Source organism: Sphingobacteriales bacterium (genome assembly GCA_016706405.1).
In the GTDB taxonomy this organism is placed as follows: Bacteria; Bacteroidota; Bacteroidia; order Chitinophagales; family UBA2359; genus BJ6.
Genome location: JADJJT010000002.1, coordinates 633,506 through 654,687, shown reverse-complemented (window position 1 = coordinate 654,687; position 21,182 = coordinate 633,506). Strand labels below are relative to the sequence as shown.

Annotated in this window: 9 protein-coding genes and 1 pseudogene; 5 read left to right on the top strand and 5 right to left on the bottom strand. The window is 41.8% G+C overall.

The genetic code is table 11. The features are described from left to right. Positions 1 to 186 precede the first annotated feature (186 nt). Positions 187 to 6,612 carry a gliding motility-associated C-terminal domain-containing protein gene (locus IPI59_08910; GenBank protein MBK7527652.1) on the top strand — a complete coding sequence of 2,142 codons (6,426 nt, stop codon included), beginning with the start codon at positions 187 to 189 and terminating at the stop codon, positions 6,610 to 6,612. Positions 6,613 to 6,730: 118 nt separating this feature from the next. On the opposite strand, the gene IPI59_08905 is transcribed toward IPI59_08910, so the two are convergent. Then, positions 6,731 to 9,670, bottom strand: a complete 2,940-nt coding sequence (locus IPI59_08905) for a TonB-dependent receptor (GenBank protein MBK7527651.1) — start codon at positions 9,668 to 9,670, stop codon at positions 6,731 to 6,733. A gap of 250 nt (positions 9,671 to 9,920) precedes the next feature. After that, positions 9,921 to 11,198 (bottom strand): chitinase, encoded by a 1,278-nt coding sequence (locus tag IPI59_08900; GenBank protein MBK7527650.1) that lies wholly within the window; start codon positions 11,196 to 11,198, stop codon positions 9,921 to 9,923. A gap of 367 nt (positions 11,199 to 11,565) precedes the next feature. Between IPI59_08900 and IPI59_08895 the strand changes: the two genes are divergently transcribed. Both IPI59_08895 and IPI59_08890 read left to right on the top strand, forming a co-directional pair. Further along, positions 11,566 to 12,402 carry a hypothetical protein gene (locus IPI59_08895; protein MBK7527649.1) on the top strand — a complete coding sequence of 279 codons (837 nt, stop codon included), beginning with the start codon at positions 11,566 to 11,568 and terminating at the stop codon, positions 12,400 to 12,402. 21 nt (positions 12,403 to 12,423) lie between these two features. Then, positions 12,424 to 13,110 (top strand): PQQ-like beta-propeller repeat protein, encoded by a 687-nt coding sequence (locus tag IPI59_08890; protein MBK7527648.1) that lies wholly within the window; start codon positions 12,424 to 12,426, stop codon positions 13,108 to 13,110. A 191-nt stretch (positions 13,111 to 13,301) separates the two neighbouring features. Here the strand turns inward: IPI59_08890 and IPI59_08885 are convergent, their stop codons facing one another. Further along, positions 13,302 to 14,828 (bottom strand): hypothetical protein, encoded by a 1,527-nt coding sequence (locus IPI59_08885; GenBank protein MBK7527647.1) that lies wholly within the window; start codon positions 14,826 to 14,828, stop codon positions 13,302 to 13,304. A 390-nt stretch (positions 14,829 to 15,218) separates the two neighbouring features. Between IPI59_08885 and IPI59_08880 the strand changes: the two genes are divergently transcribed. Continuing rightward, positions 15,219 to 16,688: a right-handed parallel beta-helix repeat-containing protein gene (locus tag IPI59_08880; GenBank protein MBK7527646.1), complete on the top strand. Its 1,470-nt coding sequence runs from the start codon at positions 15,219 to 15,221 to the stop codon at positions 16,686 to 16,688. A gap of 211 nt (positions 16,689 to 16,899) precedes the next feature. On the opposite strand, the gene ftcD is transcribed toward IPI59_08880, so the two are convergent. Beyond that, on the bottom strand, positions 16,900 to 18,603 hold the full coding sequence (gene ftcD, locus IPI59_08875; protein MBK7527645.1) for a glutamate formimidoyltransferase: 1,704 nt from the start codon (positions 18,601 to 18,603) through the stop codon (positions 16,900 to 16,902). 227 nt (positions 18,604 to 18,830) lie between these two features. Between ftcD and IPI59_08870 the strand changes: the two are divergent. Beyond that, positions 18,831 to 20,110 (top strand): annotated as a pseudogene (locus IPI59_08870) (asparagine synthetase B). Between the two features lie 268 nt (positions 20,111 to 20,378). Here the strand turns inward: IPI59_08870 and IPI59_08865 are convergent. After that, positions 20,379 to 21,038: a DUF4340 domain-containing protein gene (locus tag IPI59_08865; protein MBK7527644.1), complete on the bottom strand. Its 660-nt coding sequence runs from the start codon at positions 21,036 to 21,038 to the stop codon at positions 20,379 to 20,381. Positions 21,039 to 21,182: the final 144 nt, after the last annotated feature.

Genomic DNA, 21,182 nt, shown 5'->3' with positions numbered 1-21,182 from the left:
GACAGGCTCTAAATATATCCGGACAAAATTTAGGTACTATTAGTTTTGCAGCCGACAATGCCGGCCAACCCGGCACACCTTTGGGCAGTACAAATATCACCACGTCGGGTATATACTGGGTAGTAACAAGTTTAGGCAACTGTACAGACGCAGAACCCTTTTCGGTAACACTTAACCCCTTAGAAGATGCCTTTTTTACCATCATCCCCAATACGTATTGTACCAGTGCTAACCCCATGGCCCCAAAGTTTAGGCTCGGGCAGTACGCCCGGAGGCAGTTGGTCAGTTTTACCTGTTGGATTAAACATAAACTCAAGTACAGGTAATATTGATTTTAATACCAGCACTCCCGGAGTTTATACCATAACTTATACTACGCCCGGCGCCTGTACTGATACGCACACCGAAACAATTACCGTTGTGCAACAAGAGTCGGCAGCTTTTACCTTGCCTGTTTCTATTTGTTTTGATGCCAACACCCCCAATCCGCAGGCTATTTTATCCGGAACACCCGGTGGCAACTGGTCAATATCTGGCGGAGCAACCATATCAACATCGGGCGAAATTGATTTAAGCACCCTTCCTAACGAAGGCATATACACTGTTACCTATACCACGCCCAACTCTATTTGCGGTGCTATACAAACTGAAGCCATAACCCTAAGCTTACAACCAAATAGCGGCACCGCTACCCCTGCAATAGCATGTAGCGATGGCACAACAGCTCCAATAGATTTATTTGCCCAACTTGCTAATGCCGATGCTACCGGCTTTTGGACAGAAACCTCGTCAAATATTAGCACCGGATTAGCTTTTAATGCTGGTGCCGGAACCTTTAACCCAAATGGTCAAGCTAGCGGCATTTACACCTTTGATTATACCGTTAATGGCAACTCACCCTGTACTAATGCCACCACCCAAGTAACGGTAACGGTAACGGCAGCCCCTTATACCTACGTTCAGCCCAATGCGACGGTTTGCCACAGCAATGACGGCAATACAATATTAAACTTTAACGATTTTGTAGTTGGCGATACCGGCGACTGGACAGATGCCGACAATAGCGGTGCTACGGGTACATGGGATGCAATGGATTTTACAGGGGTAATTCCCAACCAAACTTATATTTTTACTTTTACTACAAATACCGCTGTTGCGCCTTGCAGCAACCAAACCTATTCAATCGCAATTTTTGTTCAAGATTGCTCGTGCCCGTCTATTGCCTTGGTTACGCCCAAAAATTTATGCAACGATGCTGGCATTTTAGACCTTACTACGTTATTGGATATTAGTGTTACCGAGCCCGGAACATGGGCAATAGTAAATACCCCCGGAGGCAGTAACCCGGCTAAAATATTGCCGGATGGCGTTAGTTTTGATGCCTCAAATGCCGATGCAGGTAATTATGAAGTTCAATATACCTTAGATGCACCCAAACCCGGCTGCCCCGATTATAATTCCACAATTATTACTGTGCATCCGGCACCTGATGCCGGAGAAGACGGCAATATGGCTTATTGCAATGACGACCTTCCGGTAGATTTGTTTGCCCTTTTAGGAGGCTCGCCAATGAATGGTGGGTCTTGGCAATTAGACCCGAGTAGCCCTAACAAACCTGATCCGGGAAAAATAGATTATTCAAAGGGAACCTTTAACATAACTGGCCATAGTCCCGGATTCTATTTTTTCAACTACGAAGTAGCCGCTAATGCTCCCTGCATAGACGATGTTTCGACTGTTGAAGTGGCAATTGATGCCCTACCCACCTTACAATTTGTAGCTGGAGTACCTGCTTTATGTAATACTATTGCCGGAGGTGCAACTTTAAACTTAAATACCCTTATTCAAAGTCAAACGGGGTTAAATGGCGTTTGGAGTGATACCGACAATGCTTCGGCTAATGGCGCTACCATAAATTTTCCGGATATAAATGTTAACGGTTGCCAACCTGGTGTTTACACCTTTACCTATACGCTGCAAAGTTTGTTAGGGTTTTGTGCCGCTCAAAATTTTACTATTGATATAACTGTAAACGACTGTACTTGCCCCGATTTAAGCTTGGCTATACCACCCGTTGTATGTAATAGTTTAACAACCGACCTCGATGCACTTAAAATAACCACCCAGCCCGGAACTTGGACGCTAACCTCAGTACCAGCAGGCGGCACGCCCGGCTTTTTAGCCCCCGATGGCCATACTTTTGATGCCATAGACGCGCAAGTAGGTAACTATGTGTTTACTTTTACCTTGCTAAATACACCCCCACCGGGCTGCCCCAACTTTACCACAATTACCATCAACGTAGTTGATTTTACCATATCAAAATGGGCAAATACGGGGGCAATATGTGCTAACGCCGCCCCTATTGACCTAAACAACTATCTAATGCCAGGCAGCACCCCCGGCGGCACATGGACAATAAATGGAAACCCTTTACCGCTCGGCATATTAAACCCTGCTGCTTTAGGTGCAGGAACATTTACTACCACTTATGCAGTAGGCTCGGCACCTTGTGGCACATCGTTTAGCAATGATTTAATCATTATTCCGGCTGCTTCTGCGGCATGGACACCTCCGGCACTGGTTTGTGCTGCGGCACCTGCTTTTAATCTTAACACCTTGTTAGATGCAAACGCAACTCCGGGCGGCAGTTGGCTAATCAACGGCATTCCTGCTAATATTTTAGACCCTGCAGCCTATCTACCCGGAACAATAATTGTTAGTTATACCGTAGGCACATCACCTTGCATTGCCGTTAATACCCAAAACATAACCATTATTGCCCAGCCCTTAGCCAATATTATTGCTCCTTCGGCACTTTGTATTGGCGATATTGCTGCTATTAATTATGGCTCGACAGCTAATGCCGGAGCAATTTTTACTTGGAATTTTAACGGTGGATTGCCTGCTAACGTAAGCGGACCCGGCCCACACAATATTACCTGGGCAAGCGGTGGCCAAAAAACTATCACTTTAACTGTCGAAGACCAAGGTTGTATTTCAAAAATTGGCACAGCAATAGTACAAGTAGATACCCCATTGCCAACACCTGTTATTAATTGCCAAACTAATATTACCGATATTTTATTTAGCTGGAATGCCATTCCTAATGCCTCCGGATATTTAGTGAGCATAGACGGCGGGGCAGCACAAAACAATGGCCTTGCTACTTCTTACACCGCTTCCGGATTATCTGCCGGGCAAAATGTAAGCATTAGTGTAGAAGCCATAAGCAATAACACTTGCCCTAATAGTATAGCCACAACCAACTGCATTGCCCAAGATTGCCCGCCGGTAACTATTAACATTGACCCTGTAGCCGATATTTGTTTGAACGCTTCTACCCCCGCATTTGCTGTAAACGCAATAGTAAGCGGGGCAAATGGAGGTGGTGTTTTAACATGGTCGGGGGTGGGTATTATAGATGCCACAATTGGCCAATTTGACCCCGTTTTAGCCGGAGTTGGCAGCCACACCCTTGTTTGCACTTATACTGAAAACACTTGCATCTTCAACAAAAGCATTACAATTAATATTTATGCTACCCCTACAAGCGAATTTACCGTATCAAGCAACGATTTTTGTGCCGACGGCTCAACTACCGTGCAAGTAGTTTATACAGGATCAGCCTCAGTAGGGGCAAATTACACGTGGGGTTTTGATGGTGCAACTGTAATTAGCGGCAATGGGCAAGGCCCCTACGAATTAGATTTTGACTTGGGTAGCGGTATTTATACAATCAGTTTAATAGTTACCGAAAATGGATGTAGCTCGGCCTTAACAACTAGCGATATAAACGTAAGTATCCCGTTGGCTACCCCTGTTGTTAATTGTAACGCTGTAACAACAAATAGCGTTGAATTTATTTGGAGTTCGATTGCCGGCGCATCGGGCTATATTATTACCTACACCATTAATGGTGGTGCAACAATAACAGACAACACCAGTAATATAACGTACTTAGTGTCGGGATTAGCCGTAAATGATGTAGTTGATCTGAGCGTAATTGCCGTTGGCGCTGCACCTTGTGGCAATAGCGCCGCCGGATTTGGTCAATGTTCCGCACAAGATTGCCCACCCATTACTCCAAATATAAGCATTGCTCAAACAGTATTCTGCTCTACCGATGCCCCAGCAACCTTAAACGCAACCCCCGTTGGTGGAAGTTTTGCTGGCACTGGCGTAGTGGGCAATATTTTTAACCCCAAACTTGCCGCAGCAGGTACGCATACTATTACTTACACCTATACCGACGCCGGTACCGGCTGCCCCTATTCGACCACTATCGACTTAACGGTAAATCAAACTCCTAATGCTAATTTTTTACTAAGCACCTCAAACCTTTGTGCCGATGGTATTAGTTTGTTAACAATTGATTTTATTGGTACTGCCGGCGCAAATGCCATATTTACTTGGGATTTTGGCGGTGGAACTTCAATAAGCCCCCCAAATGGCGACCAAATAGTTACCTACAACCAACCCGAAGGTACTACCACTATTAGTTTGAGTATTACCGATAATGGTTGCACCTCTACCACCATAACGGCAGACCTTAATTTAGACGCACCAGTTGCAACACCTGTTGTTAATTGTGGCACTGCAACCACTGATGCTGTTACTTTTAATTGGAATAATATATCTGGAAGCGAAGGTTATGCTGTAAGTTATACAGTTAATAATAATCCTATTGTTAATGACAACACAATATCTAATAGTTATACTATATCCGGATTGAGTGTTAGCGACACCATAATTATAAACGTAATTGCTTTAAATACAGGTGTTTGTGGCAATAGTGCATCGGCCACCGCTACTTGTTATACCTTAGATTGCCCATTAATTAACCCCACTATCACCGGATTATTGCTCGATTACTGCGTTGATGCCGGTATAATTACCCCAACTTTAAATCCGAGTGGCGGTAGCTTAACCGGTAATGGCGTGGTAACTAACCAGTTTAATTGCAATTTGGCAGGCGTAGGCTTACATACACTTACCTATACCTACATTGACCCCTCAACTCAATGTGTTTATACAACAAACTTTGACGTAACCGTTTTACCACTACCCCAAACAAGTTTTGATCTATCAGCTAACGAAATTTGCACCACCCAAACTACTACCGTTACTTATACCGGAACGCCTTTACCCACCGCCGTTTATACCTGGAATTTTGACGGTGCAACTATAATATCGGGTAGTGGATTTGGCCCTTATGAATTACAATGGAGTAGTGCCGGAATTAAAAATATTAGTCTGTCGGTTACGGCTTCGGGTTGCAGTAATACGCCAAGCAATGCTACCGTAAATGTTCAAACGCCTTTGGCTACCCCAGTGGTAAACTGCGGAACAGCCACAACCGGCAGTGTAGAATTTATTTGGATTGGCGACCCCCAAGCCGAAGGCTATCAAATTACCCTAAGCGGAGATGTTGCTACACAAACTTTAACAATTCCGGATTTAAACTATACCGTATCCGGTTTAATTCCCGGAAATAGTGTAAGCATAACTGTTATAGCATTAAGCAGTGGCCCTTGCGGCAATAGTTTGCCTGGAACCGCCACCTGTGTACCTTTAGATTGCCCTCCATTTACCCCCACCATTACTTTATTACAAAACGAGTTTTGTACCACCGAAGCACCTACAATAGTAGAATTGAGCCCGGTTGGTGGCTTGTTAACGGGTAACGGCATTGCAAACGGCAACCAGTTTGACACGGCAATGGCTGGCCCCGGAAACCATACTTTAAACTACCAATACACCGACCCCGTAACTCAATGTAACTATTCGACCTCCACAACCGTTACGGTTTGGGAGCAACCAAATGCAACATTAAACTGGCAAGACGAAACAATATGTTTGGGCGACGAAGCACTGCTAACTTTAGCTGGCAATATGCCCGCTACAAGTATATTTACATGGAACGCCGGCGCGTTAGGAAATTTATCCGGTAATGAGCCGCAAACAATTACTCCGGAGGCTACTGGCGAATTCCCAATATCAGTCGAAATAACTAACGGAACTTGCAAACAAAGTATCAATACGCTATTAACTGTGTCGGCTGTAACAGTGCAAACCATTGAAGACCAAAAATTATTGGCTAAAACGCCACTTGAGCTAACAACTACCGGCGCAAGTGCTTTAAATGGCACCTTGACCTGGTTATGGGACGATGATTTTTCGGAATGGATAGATGCGACACAGTTACAAAATCAAAGCCCAACCATTACCCCCACCGATACCAATACCGTTACCTTAACTGTAACTTTAACCGATGCCTTTGGCTGTAGTGCTACCGATGAAGTTACAATTCAAGTATTTAAGAATAATGCAGTAATTATACCAAATGCGTTTAGCCCAAATAACGATGGCATAAATGATATTTTTGCCCCCGTTGGTTTTAATATCGACAAATTTGACCTTGAAATTTACCAGCGTTGGGGTCAATTAATACATGCCCAAACCGGAGCTGCTTATGGCCATGGCTGGGATGGCAAACTACCCGATGGCAACCGTTTTGCCGATATTGGCGTGTATGTTTACTATTTAAAAGTATATTATAGCAATGGTAAAACCGCTACCCGTAGTGGCAACGTTACTTTAGTTAAATAAATTAAAGGATAAGAGATACTTGCTAACGTCTATTTAGTAAAAAAATCATCCGGAAATAATTGGTTTAGTACCGCTTTATTTCCGGATGATTTTTATCGTTTTCTTTTCGTCTCAATTATCAATCAACACCAATTTGATGCGACAATTGCAGCATGGTAAACATGCCCATTTTAGGCGCACCTACAAAGGCCGATGCTTGGTTGTTTAACAAATTATTAATACATAAACCTACCCGGGTAGCTTTGTTTTTGCCAAATCCGTAGCCAAGGTCAAGGTCAACCCAGTTGCCAGCACTAACCTGACCTACATATACGCCCGAGTTTACAACAAATGCATCTTGCCAACGGTGGCGAATTGCGACGTCAATGCCTTTGTCCGGATTTGTGTATGCCACACTTAAATTTACTTTGTGGCCGGGGGCATTAAGTGCAAGTTGAACCCCTTCGGTTTCAAACTCCTCTTTATTTACCCAAGCGTAATTAAAGCCTAAGGTAATATTTTTATTTAAATAGTATTTCGCTCCAAGTTCGGCACCAAATACCGAAACCGAGCCAAAATTGCGGTAGGTAAGCAAAATATCGGTTCCATAGGCTAAATCGCTGGTTGTAACGGTGCCGTATGGAATTGTTGAGCCTACGGCAGCTAAATCGTCGGCAATATGGCCATCGAGTACGCCGCCGGTATAAAGACCATCTAAACTTGGGCGCAAAATTTTAAAACCCGATAAATTGGTGTCAATTGCATTTAGCAAATATTCGTAAAGCGATTCCCGGTCGAGGAATACGCTGGGAGTACGAACCAATAAAGCACTAACAAAGTCATCAATTTGAGTGCGGTAAACATCAACGGTTAAGGCCAATTTATTTTTAATAATACCTTTGTAGCCAAGCTCAATTGTTTGTGTAACCGAATTTTTTATCGGGCCAAAATCTTCTACGTTATCGAGTGCTTTTGCTTGGTCGAATGGCACACCAACGCCCGAAGTGTTTAAAATAATCATATTATTTTCGGCTTCAACTTGTTTGGGCAAGGCGGTGGTAATAAATGCCAAAGCTTGGTCTTTATTGCCGCCAAATTTTTTGGCTAAATTATCGGCTAAAACGCCGAGTAATACATTCCATCCGGCGGTTGCGCCAGCAGGGTCGCCTAAAGCAATTGGTATTAAATTGCCATTTGCATCTTTATAGAATGGGCTTACGTATTTAAGGGTGCCTTCGGCATTGCGGTCGTAGGTAAAGCCATTGCGGTTGCCCACGGCGCGTACACCTATACCGGTTGGGAGGCGGCCACTTAAAATATCGAGCGAAGTATTTAACGCCGAAGGCGAGCTAAAGGCGCGGTTATATGTAGCTCGAAGCGTATTGTTTGTATTGGGTTTAAAAACTACAGCAGCTCTCGGAGATAAAAATACATCTTCAACAAAATTGTGTTTATCAACCCGCAGAGCAGCAATTAGGTTTAGTTTGCTTGTAACAGCGTAGTCGGCTTGGGCATACGCACCAATTTCGGTTATATCGTCGTCATCTTCGTTGCGGCCATGTATAGTGCCGTCTGTATTGGGGCGGGTTAGCAGGGCATCAATTCCGTAAACTAAATTTAATTTTTCTTTGGCCAAAGTGGTTCCGTGTTGAATTTGGCCGCTTATAAATTTTGAGCGGTCTATAATATCGTCGCCAGAGCGGAAAAGATAAGTTTCTCCCGAATTGCTGGCGTTCATATAAACTTGGGCAAATAGGCGTTTATAACTTACCCGAGCTTGACCGTAGGTGTAGGTCCACCCTTTAGCCTGACCGCTGCCAATACCGGTCATTTCAATTCCGGAAAAATTATTGTGGCCGGCTGCCAACACCAAATCTACTTTTTTATTAAATCTAAAATCTAAACGTCCTTCAAAATTATAGTTTTGGATTTCGAAATTACGCGAATTATCAACGGTATCTATTTTAAAGTCGTTTGTTGGGTCTGCATCGGCTGCATTTTTTTTAATAAGCGCATCTAAGGTTGCCCTTAAAACCAAACTGTCGCCGTGATAAACATAGCGGCCATCTTTTGATTGCCGTCCGCGAATAATATAGCTGGGTTCAAAGGGGTCGTCGTAATGCCAGTCATTTCCGGCAAAATATTTTCCGGATATTTTATAGGCAACTTGTACTTTGGCATCTTTGTCGGTAGTAATACGGCCAGCATTGCGCATAATAGCACTATAAGCCAATCTTTTCGAAAATTCTTTCTCGTCATTTAAAACAACTTGTGGGGGGGTGTTCTCTATATTATCAACACTATCTACCTTGGCTCTAACTCCAAACCCAAGGCTAATATTTGATTTGTTGCGCTCTTTCATATCGAGGGGCGATTCGGTAATTATATGCACCACGCCGTTTGTAGAGTTGGGGCCGTACATGGCGGCGGCGGGGCCTTTTAGCACTTCGATACGTTGAATATCGTAGGGCGTAGCCGGAATCATTTGCTGGGTGTTTACCCGCAACGATGGCACGGAGGCAATGCGGTAGTCAACCAAATTAAGTACTGCACCCGAAAAAATATTATTAAAGCCGCGCACCGTAACATTTGCGCTCATCATGCCGGTTTTAACAATGTCTATGCCGTTGGCATTTTTTAAATAATCGCTTGGAGTAGCTACAACGGTATTGCGAATTTCGCGGGCTTCGATGGTATTAATTGCGGCGGGGGCATCTAAGGCGCGCTCTTTGCGGCGGCCTGCCGATATGGTTACTTTTTGTAATTCTACCGAGGCTTGTTTAAGGCTTACATTTACTGGCCCGGCTGCATTAACGGCAATTTCTTGCATTTCGTAACCAACACACGAAAAAACTAAGGTGGCTGAATTGCCCGGAATATTGAGGCTATAATTACCGCTAAAATCGGTTTGAACTCCAATTATTGGGCTTGAATTTTTAACCACTACGTTTACAAATGGCACGGGGTCGTTTGTACTAGCATCGGTTACGGTACCGCTTACCTGGCGTTGGGCTAAAGTGCTTAGGCTGGCACCGATTAAGACCAGAACAAAGCACATAAAAGTAAATAATTTGCGCATAAAAGAGTGTTTAAGTATTAAAAGTTGTTAATTACTAAATCAATTTATCCGGATAAAAATTTAAAACTACCTCATAACGATTGAAAACACTTTTCAGCGCTACGTTATGGCTCAAACAATGTCTGTTACTACTATCTTTAAACAATAAGCTTAGCTGGCTTCTATTTTTTGTTTACAATATTTTATTAGTGCAAAGATTATAAAAATTTTCGGACTTTAGCGTTCATGGAAAAAAAATATCAATACCGTGTTATGGAGTTTGTACAATTACACTTAATTCACCTGCGGTACCACTTTGCCACAAAACGGTACAGGTTGCATCTGTAGTTCCGCATCCTGTTACGATAGTGCCATTAGTTATGACCCAATTAAAGATGGTTCCGGCTGGATAAGATCCGGCATTATAGGTTTCGGGGGTATTGGCACAAACGGTATTATTTCCGGATAAGGCAACTTCAAAAGTACATTCCGGAAATAGTGCTTCGTAGTTTTGGGCATACTCATAGTTTGTGGCATTACAGGTTGCAATGGCATCCCAGTTAATACTCCAAGTCATAAGGCCGCGCAAATTTGGGTAACCGTTGGTATTCTCCAAGGTATAAGTGCCGGGTTTAGGGCCTTCGTTTTTTAGGTAATTTATAGCGCTTGCCACTGTTGTTGTATTGGTAAAACCACCTCCGGCGGCATTAGGGCAGGCGGGCAAACCTACTGCTACTTTGGTTGGAGGCAATCCGGTAAAAAAACCTCCGGAGGTATTAAAGCCCTGAATAACTGCTTCGGTCATGGCTATAATAAAATCGGCGGTGCCTTGGTTGTAAATATTTCCATCAATACCAAACATAGATCCCGAGTTGTAAAGCTGAACATGCAAAACGTCTAACGAGTCGCGAAGGGCATGTATAATTGGCAAATAAGCCCCCCAAATGCCGCCAAATGCCGACATACCACCTTGAACAAAAGCTGTTTCGGGTGCCATTGACAAATACATTTTTTTATTGTTATTATTAACCCTAAAATTAAGCATAATTTGTTTAGTGGCCTCAATAAGGTTAATTATTTTGGCATCAACAGGGGTAGAAATAGTTCCTCCGGTAATGCTAACCGAGCTGCCTTCGAGGTCAATATCCATACCATCGAAGCCGTAGGTATTTATAATGTCGGTCATGGTGTTAATAAAGGCATCTCGCTCGGTGGTATTGTCTAAGGCAACAATTGCATTAGCACCGCCAACACTTATATTTACAATTTTTCCTTGGCTTTGCAAAGTTTGTATTTGTGCAATTAAGGTAGCTTGTGTTACTTGGTCGGGTGCAAACTCCATTTGGTAATCGGTGCCAGTTTGCGGTGTGGCAAAAGAAACATTAATAATATTGTAGCGGTCGTCCACATCTGTTAAATCAATATAGGGTGCGCTCCAGTCGCTCCAATTATGCCAATACCCAACCAAAGCTGGATTTGGAAACTGTGCCCAAGAATATATTGTGGCTAAACCAAACAGAAAGACAAATGAGTAGAAATTTTTTTTCAATTTAAAAGGTAAATTTATTGAATGGCAAGATGAAGGCAAATATAGACAATTTATTAACTCGTGCTTCGTAATATGGTAGTGTAAAAAATACAAATTTACCGTTTTCCGGAGGAAAGGTGTTTGTTTTCAACTTTCAATTTATAGGTCCAAGAAAGTCAAACATCAACAAAATATTATCTTCCTATTTCCGGATAAAATATTTTTAAATAACCCGCAACAATTTAGAAATAATATTTTGAAAATTCTAAATCTCATGTTAATTTAGCACCGTTATTTGAAACAAATATTTTCTAACCAATTTAAATTGAATCAAAAAAGGAAAAGACTCCCCCCCCCCGCGCGTGAGCAAATAGGTTTTAACCCTTTTATGGTTTTGCTTTGCTTTTTAGTGGTTGCCACCTTGGGATGCTTACGTCGCGATGATGCTTTATTAAACCCCACACCTAACAACAAAACCAATGGCATTGCCGCAGCAGCTACTAATTTACATGCCGGATTGTGGCCCCAAACTACTGCCAATAATATTGTAGTGGCGCATAGCTTGGGCGGCTTGGTAACAAGACAAGTTGACCGCAATATTGCGACAGGCATTTTAGACCAACGATTTGGTGGTTACATAACCGTCGGAAGCTCACATAACGGTGCATTTTTGGCAAATTCCTTTTTAAATGGCAATATGGAACTCTTTTTTGAAGATGGTTACCATAAATTAACCAAAGCAGCTATTTCTATTATGAATTGTAGCGATTTATTTTCGGCAATTGATTTTATTGTGCTAAATAATTTAGCTGACGACTTATGCGACAACTTGTTTGAAGCGGTAGAGCAAAGTATGGGCGAGTTTTTAAACGATTGTGTTACAGACCTTGCTACTAACAGCCAATTTTTAAATGGCCCAACCGGACTTAAAGCATTTAATAAACATACCGGCAAATTACTTTGGTTATGGGAAGGTGAATTACAAGAAAAAGAAATTTATCGACATGTGTTAGAAAGTCGTTACCAGTATAATAATGTATTGGTTATATCCTCCGGACCTCGGGTATATGGCATAGACCTAAATACTGGCACTACAATCTGGAGCAAATGGGAAACTTTTTCTGGTGAAAACAAATTTACAGGTATTGGGGATTTGTTTATTTATGTTGCGAGCGATAACGGAGATGACCTTTTAAAAATGGGCAATGTATATACCGGGGTTTAGGAAACCATTTTTACCAACGATTTGCCGCCAACCGATTTTATACCAATTTTAAACCCACCCACCCCTACCATATTACCCAATAACGATACTTTGTTGGTATTTATTTATGGCAGTTATCAGTTTAGTACTATGCTTACAATCCATAAATTAGCGGGTTACAACCTTAGTACCCGCACCATAGTTTATGAGGTATTAACAGACCCCGACCCTGATCTTGAAAATAATTACGGAACCGGGCAGTTGCCTATTATACACCAAAACCGGGTTTATTGCGCCGTAGGGTTAGATATTATTTGCCACGACCTGCTTACAGGCAAACAAATATGGAGCAAACGCTACCCGTCTATTTTTTCGTTTTCGGGTTTATTATTCCTACCCGAATTAAACAGACTATATGCCAACTGCGAAAACCAAACCCTGTATTGTTTAGACCCCCTGCACGGCAACCATGTATGGACCGAGCCCAGCAGCGGCACCAGCAGCCAGCTAACCCACCACAACGGCGTAATTTATTTTACCGGCGGTGGCGACGGCTTGCTACATGCCGTTGATGCCCAAACCGGCACCCACATTTGGAAAGCCGAAGCACCCTTCCGCAAAAAAGACGACGACGCTTTTTTTGAAGACGGTATAACCATTGACCCCCAAACCAACCGCATTTACGCCTACGACTGGGTGCGCGCCCTGTGTTTTAATACGGCAAGGTAAAGTAGCAAACTTCGACATTTGTTTTTTAACAAATCAATTAATCCCGAAGGGATTTTATGTTTATAGATAAACACAATACAACCCGTTCTATAAATATTTGAACCCTTCGGGTTCTTAGCTTAGCTGTTGCAACTACATAAAATTACAATTGATGCCCAGTAATTTAGCGCTGTAGTGCAATAGATACAAATTTACCGTTTTCCGGATGAAAGGTGTTTGCTCGCATCGTCTAATTTTAAATTTACCCACCCCAAAAAATCAAAATAAGCAGTTAGAACTCTGTTTTGTAAAGGGTTTTGCAGCCAGTCGTTCAATTGTCCGTATAGTAGTTGTAAATTATTTTGAGTATCAGCAGGGGTAATACTTTTAAGTTCACGTTTAAAGAATTGCAATAAAGTACGCTCTAAATCGTACAAGCGGTGGTTGTTTTTAAGCTGGTTGTGGGTATTGCGTATTGCGTAAGCTAAATGCTCGGTATTATGTAACTCGTAATGGCAAAGCAAATAATAAAGCTTCATAAAAGCGGTCATATCCGGCGTTAAATTCGTGTCTAACTCATTTTCATAACGGGCTATCCAGTCTAAGGCAAAATTGAATTGTTTTGTTTTAAGATAAAAGGCTACAATTGTACCGTAGGTGGTTATGCGGCGGCGCATATTTAAGTGGGGATGTTGTATGTTTAACTCGGCCTGATATTGGTTAATTAAGGTTTGTCCTTGCATTTTATCGCCAATGTGGTAAGCATACCGGATGGCCATGCCGTAATAGCGTTCAAACTTCATGGCTATTGCGGTTGGGGTGTTGACAGGTATTGCTTGAAGGCAATCTAAATAATGATTAAAATATTCAAAATTATTAAGTTGAAAACAAAAGGTTAAATAATTTACCAACACAGGCATATAAACTGCGGGGGCTTTTATATTGCCATAGGGCAATTTTTCCATCATGGTTAGCAAGGCCGTTAATTGGGTCATGGCTGCTTCGGTATTTCCTAACCAATAATGCAGCATAAACAAAGTGTTGTAATAATGAGCTTTTGCGCTGTACGATGCCGCTTGGTTTTCTGACATAAGTAAAGGGTGTTGCAGCAAATCCTCGAGATGGGCAATTTCGGCCTCGCTGCGCAGCGCACGGTTTTGCCCTTGCTGTTGGGTTGCCGTAATATTAAGGTCAATCATGTCGGCAATATTTTGATGTTGGTGCAGCATTTTGCAAGTTTCGGCGTATAGTTGTTGCCAAAATATTTGCCTTTCTTCTCCCACATAAAACTCAACTTGCCTGTAACGCAGGTAGGCAATGTCGGCCACTTTTAAAAACAGTTCTTCTTGCAAGGCAATTTGCCGCGCTTTGTCTAAAAATTTATTGCCCAAACTCATTAACTGTTTGTCGAAGCAAATTTGTGCGTTTTCTATCAGTTCGTTTATTTCGGTTAAGGCGTTTTGGCTGCCCTCGCGGTAGCTGCGCAAAGCTTTAAGTAAAGCATTGAGCAAATACTTTTTGGTTGTTGATAAATGTTTGATGAATTTTTTGCCATTATGTTTTTTAATCATTTTTGCTTCATCATACTCACCACCGGCGGGTTGCTCGTCTATGGCATCAAGAAGCGCTAAATATTGATTGTCGTCTTTTTCGGTCGAGTACCGCTGGGCAAATTTTTTAAAATAGCCTTTTTCGGCTTTGGTAAGTGATTTAACCAATAAATAAAGCTCTTGACTCATAACAGATTAGAATTAATAGGGCAATTTAAAATGGCAGCATAGTTATTTTCTTCGTTTTATCCGGAAAAATTGCTTGGCTTAAAGTTTGAGCAAATTTTTTTCTAAAAACAACAAAATTAATCACAAACTATTTACTATCAATTACTTATAAATAAATTAAATTTATCAACTACAGGTTCGAGTTTTTAAAATTTGCTATTTTTTTGTTTGGCAAACGCCCATTTGAAAGTGCATTTTTGCAGTACGCTTAAAGAAGTTGTTTTGTTTAACTTGCATCCGGATATAAAATTAAAAAAAAATGTCTCATCAAGGCTAAAATTATTAACGGCAAACAAGAAAGCAACGCTTATTAACTTAAAATTTTATAAACTAAATAAACATCAATCAAACATGTTCTTTCAAAAATTAATTAAAACCATTCTTTTTATTTGTTTAACCGTTTTAATAACAACAAACAGTTTCGCCCAATTTAGTAGCTTAATGAAAGAAGCCGAAAAGGTAAAAAAAGAAACCAATAAAATAAACAACGAGGCAAAAAAAGTTAATACTAATTCATCCGGAAATAGCCGTAGCACTGGCAACGCCAATTCAAATTCAACCTCAAGCACTGCTTCTAATGCTTCCTCAACCGCTAATGGTCAAAACAACTGGTATATTAGTATTCAAACAGGTGCTGGCAAAGAGGGCACTAAAGAACAACCGGCCAAAGAAATTGCCGCCATTGCCGCCAAACTTAAACCAGGAGACGTTATTCACATTGCCGAAGGCGTTTACAAAGGTAAAACCGACATGAGCAGCGATATAATTACAGTTCCGGTAAGTATTATTGGCGGGTATAGCACCGATTTTAGCAAACGCGACCCATGGGGGGCACACAAAACCATTTTAAGTGGGGTAAACGGCTATATGAAAAGCGAAACTACTTCGCGCTTGGCCATTAATGCCAGCAAAACTTTTAAAAATCATGCAGACGAGGTATTAATTGATGGGCTTATAATTGACAACGGCGACCGCAATTTCTATCTGACTAAAACCAAAGATAAATACATTAAACGCAAAGCATCGCCAACCGAGGGCTTTAACCCAACCCCCGACACGCCAGGCATAGAAATAGATATGGGCACCGATGCCAATGTGGTAGTGCGCAACTGTGTGTTTACCAATATAGCTGCCTCGCAAGGTGTGCTCGATGTGCAAGTTGGTAAAAATAGCCGCGTAACCATTGAAAATAACCTTTTTGTAAACAATACCGGAGAGGCTGTTTATGCTAAAACTGCCTGGCAAGCCGCCGATGGGCATCCGCAATACTTTATAAAAAACAACACGATGCTATTTAACAGTAAATACGACGAAGCCAGCACCAACCACGGCGGCAATGCTATTAAAGTTGATGAGCGCATTATATTAACCGCCGAAAACAATATTTTTGCCTTTAATGACAACGGCGGCGTTGATAATATAAAAAAATGTAAAGCCATAACACTACAAAACAATTTATTTACCGCCAATAAATTATATGATTACCGGGAATATAATACAGCCATGACCGTAACCGATATGGCCGATTATGCCGATTTAGCCCAAGCTAAAAACAATAACAGTAGCACCATAAAAATACCCGTAAGCACCGAGTGGGCTAATGTTTATATGAGCCGTGTTTTACCCGACCGCGCTAGTATTGACGCTGGCAGCACAACGCCTAATTCAGGCATAAACGCCTTGCGCAGCATGTTGGGTTTACCCCAACAAGGAACATCTGTGGGTGCTATGAGTGAGGTTTGGTTAAACCGAATTGATTTAAAAGACGCACTAAAAGCCGGACTCCAAACATACGACGGACGAGGTTGCAGTAAACCGTAAAAAATGAAACAACCTAAGTAAAAATAATTGATAGTAATAGTGCGTGTGGTAAAACAAATACTACACGCACTATATTTTGGGCCTTTTAATTAAGCCATATCATTGCAATTTTTAAAGAAATTTTAAGTACAAACGGTTGCTATTTAGTAGCAGGTTGTTCTACAAAAACTTTGATTAAAAAATAATAAATTTTGGCCTAATGCAAACCAGCCTACCCTTGCATTTTGGCCATTACTTTATTAAATATTTCGGTTTCGGTATGGGTGGCAGTATGAAACAAGTTTTGGGCTTTTTGCATTAAGTTTTGCCGAACTTCCATATTGGTAAGCCCTTGCGCATTGGTACAAACATTTAAATAAGCACCCGTAGCGGCAGCTCTTGCGCAAGCTGCTCCGGTAGCTGCATCAGATATACTGCTGCTCATGCCTTGCTCTACCATGGCGGCAATTATTTCCATTGAGTTGGTAGCTAACTCAAGCGTGCGCATAGGCACGTCAATAGCGCCCAAGGTGGCATTTTGAATAGCGGCGGCGCGGGCAGCCTTTTCTTCGGGTGTGTTTTTTGGCATGCGCATAGCCTCGAGCAATACATTAAACGAGGCCGTATCATCGTCAACTAATTTAAGCAATTCGGTTTTAATAGCTTGCCCTTTTTCTGCCCAATCCGAAAAATATTCCCAACGCTCGTCCCAGCCGCGTTTATGGCTCGACAAATTGGCCACCATAGTAGCCAAAGCCACGCCTAAAGCCCCAGCTAAGGCAGCCACCGAGCCACCGCCCGGGGCGGGGCTGTCGCTGGCCGTTTCGTTGGTAAACTGTTGTAAGGTTAAATTTACTAACGGGCGTTTTTCATTTTTGGCTAAAACGTATTCAACTATACGCTCATCAGGGTTAAAAGGTGCCAACTCGGCCAGCCCCAACGATTTAATGGCAATGCGCACTAATTCGGCATCATCAACTCCAACTGAGCGTTGCTGTTTGCGCAAAAAATATTTGCCGGCAGCTAACATAGCTTGTAGCGGCACTAAGCCTACAATCTCCGAGCCGGTTACACGTAAACCACGCCGGTCGGCACTTTCGCACACCTCGTCAAAAGCAAGATGCAAGGGGCTTGTTTCTATATCTGTTAAGTTCATCGAAATTTGGGCAATGCCATACTCTTCAATAAACCAGCCAATGGCTTTAACACCTTTTAGTGCGCCGGGCTGCCTAATAGGGTTTCCTTCGGAATCGGTTATAATTTTGCCCGTTATAGGATTTCCTTCGCGCAGTACCCGGCCGGCCTCGCGCACATCAAAAGCTACCGAGTTAGCTCGGCGCGTGCTGGTGGTATTTAAATTAATATTATATGCAATTAAAAACGGGCGTGCCCCAATTACCGTTGCACCCGATTTTGCTATGGATTCATTCCAGATTTTAGGACCAAAATCCGGAGCCCAATCCGGATGAATTAGTTTTTCGGGCAAACCTTCGTATTCGCCGGCGCGTATATTGGCTAAGTTTTTTCTATCCGGATGTTTAGCTGCTGCTTCGTACAAATAAATCGGAATTTGTAGTTCATTGGCCACTTTTTGGGCTAAAGCATTGGCACAGGCAACACAGTCGGCTAAGGTAGCATTGCTAATTGGTACAAAAGGGCATACATCGGTAGCACCCATACGCGGATGCTCGCCTTTATGCTGGCGCATATCAATTAATGTCTGGGCTGTTTTTATGCCCCTAAACGCTGCCTCAACAACGGCCTGAGGTGTGCCTGCAAAAGTAACAACAGTTCGGTTAGTGGCTTTTCCGGGGTCAACATTTAGCAGTTCAACGCCCTCAACGCTGGCAATAGCGGCTGCAATTTGGTCAATAATAGCTTGGTCGCGCCCTTCCGAAAAATTAGGTACGCACTCGATAATTGGCAGATTTGACATAAGATTGATAAACAAATTAGATGAGATTATGTTTTTTATCCGGCAAAGATAGTATCCGGGAACCAAAAACACTTTCCGGATATAAGTTTAACATTATTTTACCGTCAATTAATACCATAAAACGCTGTTTATCGTTTCAAACTGGTGTAACTTTGTAGCTATATCTCAACATTAGTACAAAATTAACCGCCTGCGTTATAAAAAATTTTATTATTAAAAAAAGAATCATGCTTCGAGCTTTTGTATTTGTTTTTATTTGTTTTTTTGTCAGCAAACAAAGTTTTGCCTCGTATCTTTTAATTCCTATGGACGAGAAGCAAAAAAATCACTTAAAAGGATATGGCGTTGCCTACCGTGCCCTAACCAAAGAAGTTAAGGTAGATTGGTTGTTAAATTACAGGGGGGGTAGTTTTGGACTGCCTTACGACAAAGATGTGGATTTGGAATGTAGGGTAAAAGGGGTAAGTTTTGAGGTGCTTACCGATGGGCAATACGGGCAAATTGTAACCGAAATTTTACAACCCGATGTTAATATGGATGTGGTAAAATTAGAAAAAGTACCCAAAGTGGCGGTTTACTCGCCCAAATCAAAACCACATCACCCCGACCTGCCTTGGGATGATGCGGTAACAATGGTGCTTAAATTTGCCGAAATTCCGTTTGACTTGATTTACGACGACGAAATTTTAAACGAAGTACTAACCCTAAAAGAATACGATTGGCTGCACTTGCATCACGAAGATTTTACGGACAGTATGGCCGCTTTTACCGCAACTATAAAAATGCCGATTGGTATATAGACCAAGTTAAATACGAAGAGTCGAAAGCCCGGCAATTTGGTTTTAAAAAAGTATCGGAAATGAAATTGGCGGTAGCTAAAAAAATCCAACAATATGTTGCCGGAGGTGGATTTATGTTTGCCATGTGTTCAGCCACAGACTCGTATGATATTGCCTTAGCTGCCGATGGCGTTGATATTTGCGAATCTATGTTCGATGGCGACCCGGCTGACCCACAAGCCCAATCGAAACTAAATTATAATAATTGCCTTGCTTTTGAAAACTTTAAATTAGAACGCGACCCCTACAAATACGAATTTTCAGATATTGACGTTTCAGAGTCGCGCTCGGTACAGCAAAACAGCGATTATTTCACCTTGTTTAGGTTTTCGGCCAAATGGGACCCCGTTCCAACCATGCTCTGCCAAAACCATACCGATATTATTAAAGGGTTTATGGGGCAAAGTACTGCCTTTAGAAAAGACCGCATTAAAAAAGATGTAATGATTTTAGGCGAATTAGCTTCGTCAACAGAGGCTCGTTATATACATAGCGAGTTTGGCAAAGGATTTTGGACTTTCTATGGCGGCCACGATCCCGAAGATTACCGGCATATGGTTGGCGAACCCGAAACAGTTTTAGACCTTCACCCAAATTCGCCCGGATATCGCTTAATTTTAAATAATGTGCTTTTTCCGGCAGCCAAAAAGAAAAAACAAAAAACCTAAGTGGTTTTGAATTCCAACTTTCGTTGCTTTGCAATAATATGCCTTTTAATCAATAAAAAATTTATTGAAGCAAATAGGGAGAGGTTTATTTTATTTACTTAGTGATTTGCTAAAATTAGTTTATACTACTATATTTGTTGTAAGTGTTTGATAATGAACCATTTATTGCATTATTCATTGTTAATTATTAATTGGCAATTACTTAGCGGCTTGTTATAAAGCAAATTAACGTCTGAATAAGATAATAAAACAACAAGGCAATACATAGTTATTTTACCACAACGCTATCGGCAGGGGCGGTGGGTATGGCCGTTGGAGGTTGCGATTGGGGTAAAAAGCTTTCGGCTTTGCGGTTAAAAAACATACCCACCATTCCATTTACTACAAAAGTAGTGTTTTGGTCTGCCAAGCGGCAGTAGGTTTTAAGGTTTGGTTTGCGCATTGGCTCTCCGGGTATCCGGGGAGGTTGCTGCGCCATAGATGGGTCATCGCCTGGCTGTGCCATTTCAGCTTTACCCAAATAGATGTCAAATACGGTTTTAGCGTTATCAAATACGGTAACGTGGGTAGCTTTGGGGCCTTCCACTTCGTATTGAGCAAACTTGTCGGGTGAGTTGGCAGCTAATCTTTCAGGTTTAATCAAAGATAACTGTTGCAACATCATTTGCATAGTTTTTGCATCGGCGGGCGCGCCACTTCCATCGGCCTGGTTTAGGGTCCACTCTCCGCCTGCTTCCTTGCGGGTAAACGTTATATCTTGGTTGCCGCTTGCTTGCGAATTTACAACAATTTTAGTAATGGCAGCCGTATCAAGTTTAGGCATAGTGGCATTAAAAGTGGGCTTTGTTTTGCCCAAATCAAGGAAATATACCAACGCACCCACACCTAATAATCCCAAAAAAAGCAGCACTAAAGTTTTATTTGACATACAAAAAGAAAAGTATTATTTAGATTTAATTTTATTTAATTACTATTTGAACTATTTTAATTTATCCTTCATTATCCGGATGATTAAATTAAAACGTATGTGGTTGGGCGTTTAATTTTGCAAGATAATTCGCTTTGTTTTCTT

Excerpts from the sequence above, each read along its gene's own strand:
- IPI59_08910 (MBK7527652.1), top strand. The coding sequence starts at position 187 with ATGCCTTTTTTACCATCATCCCCAATACGTATTGTACCAGTGCTAACC.
- IPI59_08905 (MBK7527651.1), bottom strand. The coding sequence starts at position 9,670 with ATGCGCAAATTATTTACTTTTATGTGCTTTGTTCTGGTCTTAATCGGT.
- IPI59_08895 (MBK7527649.1), top strand. The coding sequence starts at position 11,566 with ATGGTTTTGCTTTGCTTTTTAGTGGTTGCCACCTTGGGATGCTTACGT.
- IPI59_08885 (MBK7527647.1), bottom strand. The coding sequence starts at position 14,828 with ATGAGTCAAGAGCTTTATTTATTGGTTAAATCACTTACCAAAGCCGAA.
- IPI59_08880 (MBK7527646.1), top strand. The coding sequence starts at position 15,219 with ATGTTCTTTCAAAAATTAATTAAAACCATTCTTTTTATTTGTTTAACC.
- ftcD (MBK7527645.1), bottom strand. The coding sequence starts at position 18,603 with ATGTCAAATCTGCCAATTATCGAGTGCGTACCTAATTTTTCGGAAGGG.
- IPI59_08865 (MBK7527644.1), bottom strand. The coding sequence starts at position 21,038 with ATGTCAAATAAAACTTTAGTGCTGCTTTTTTTGGGATTATTAGGTGTG.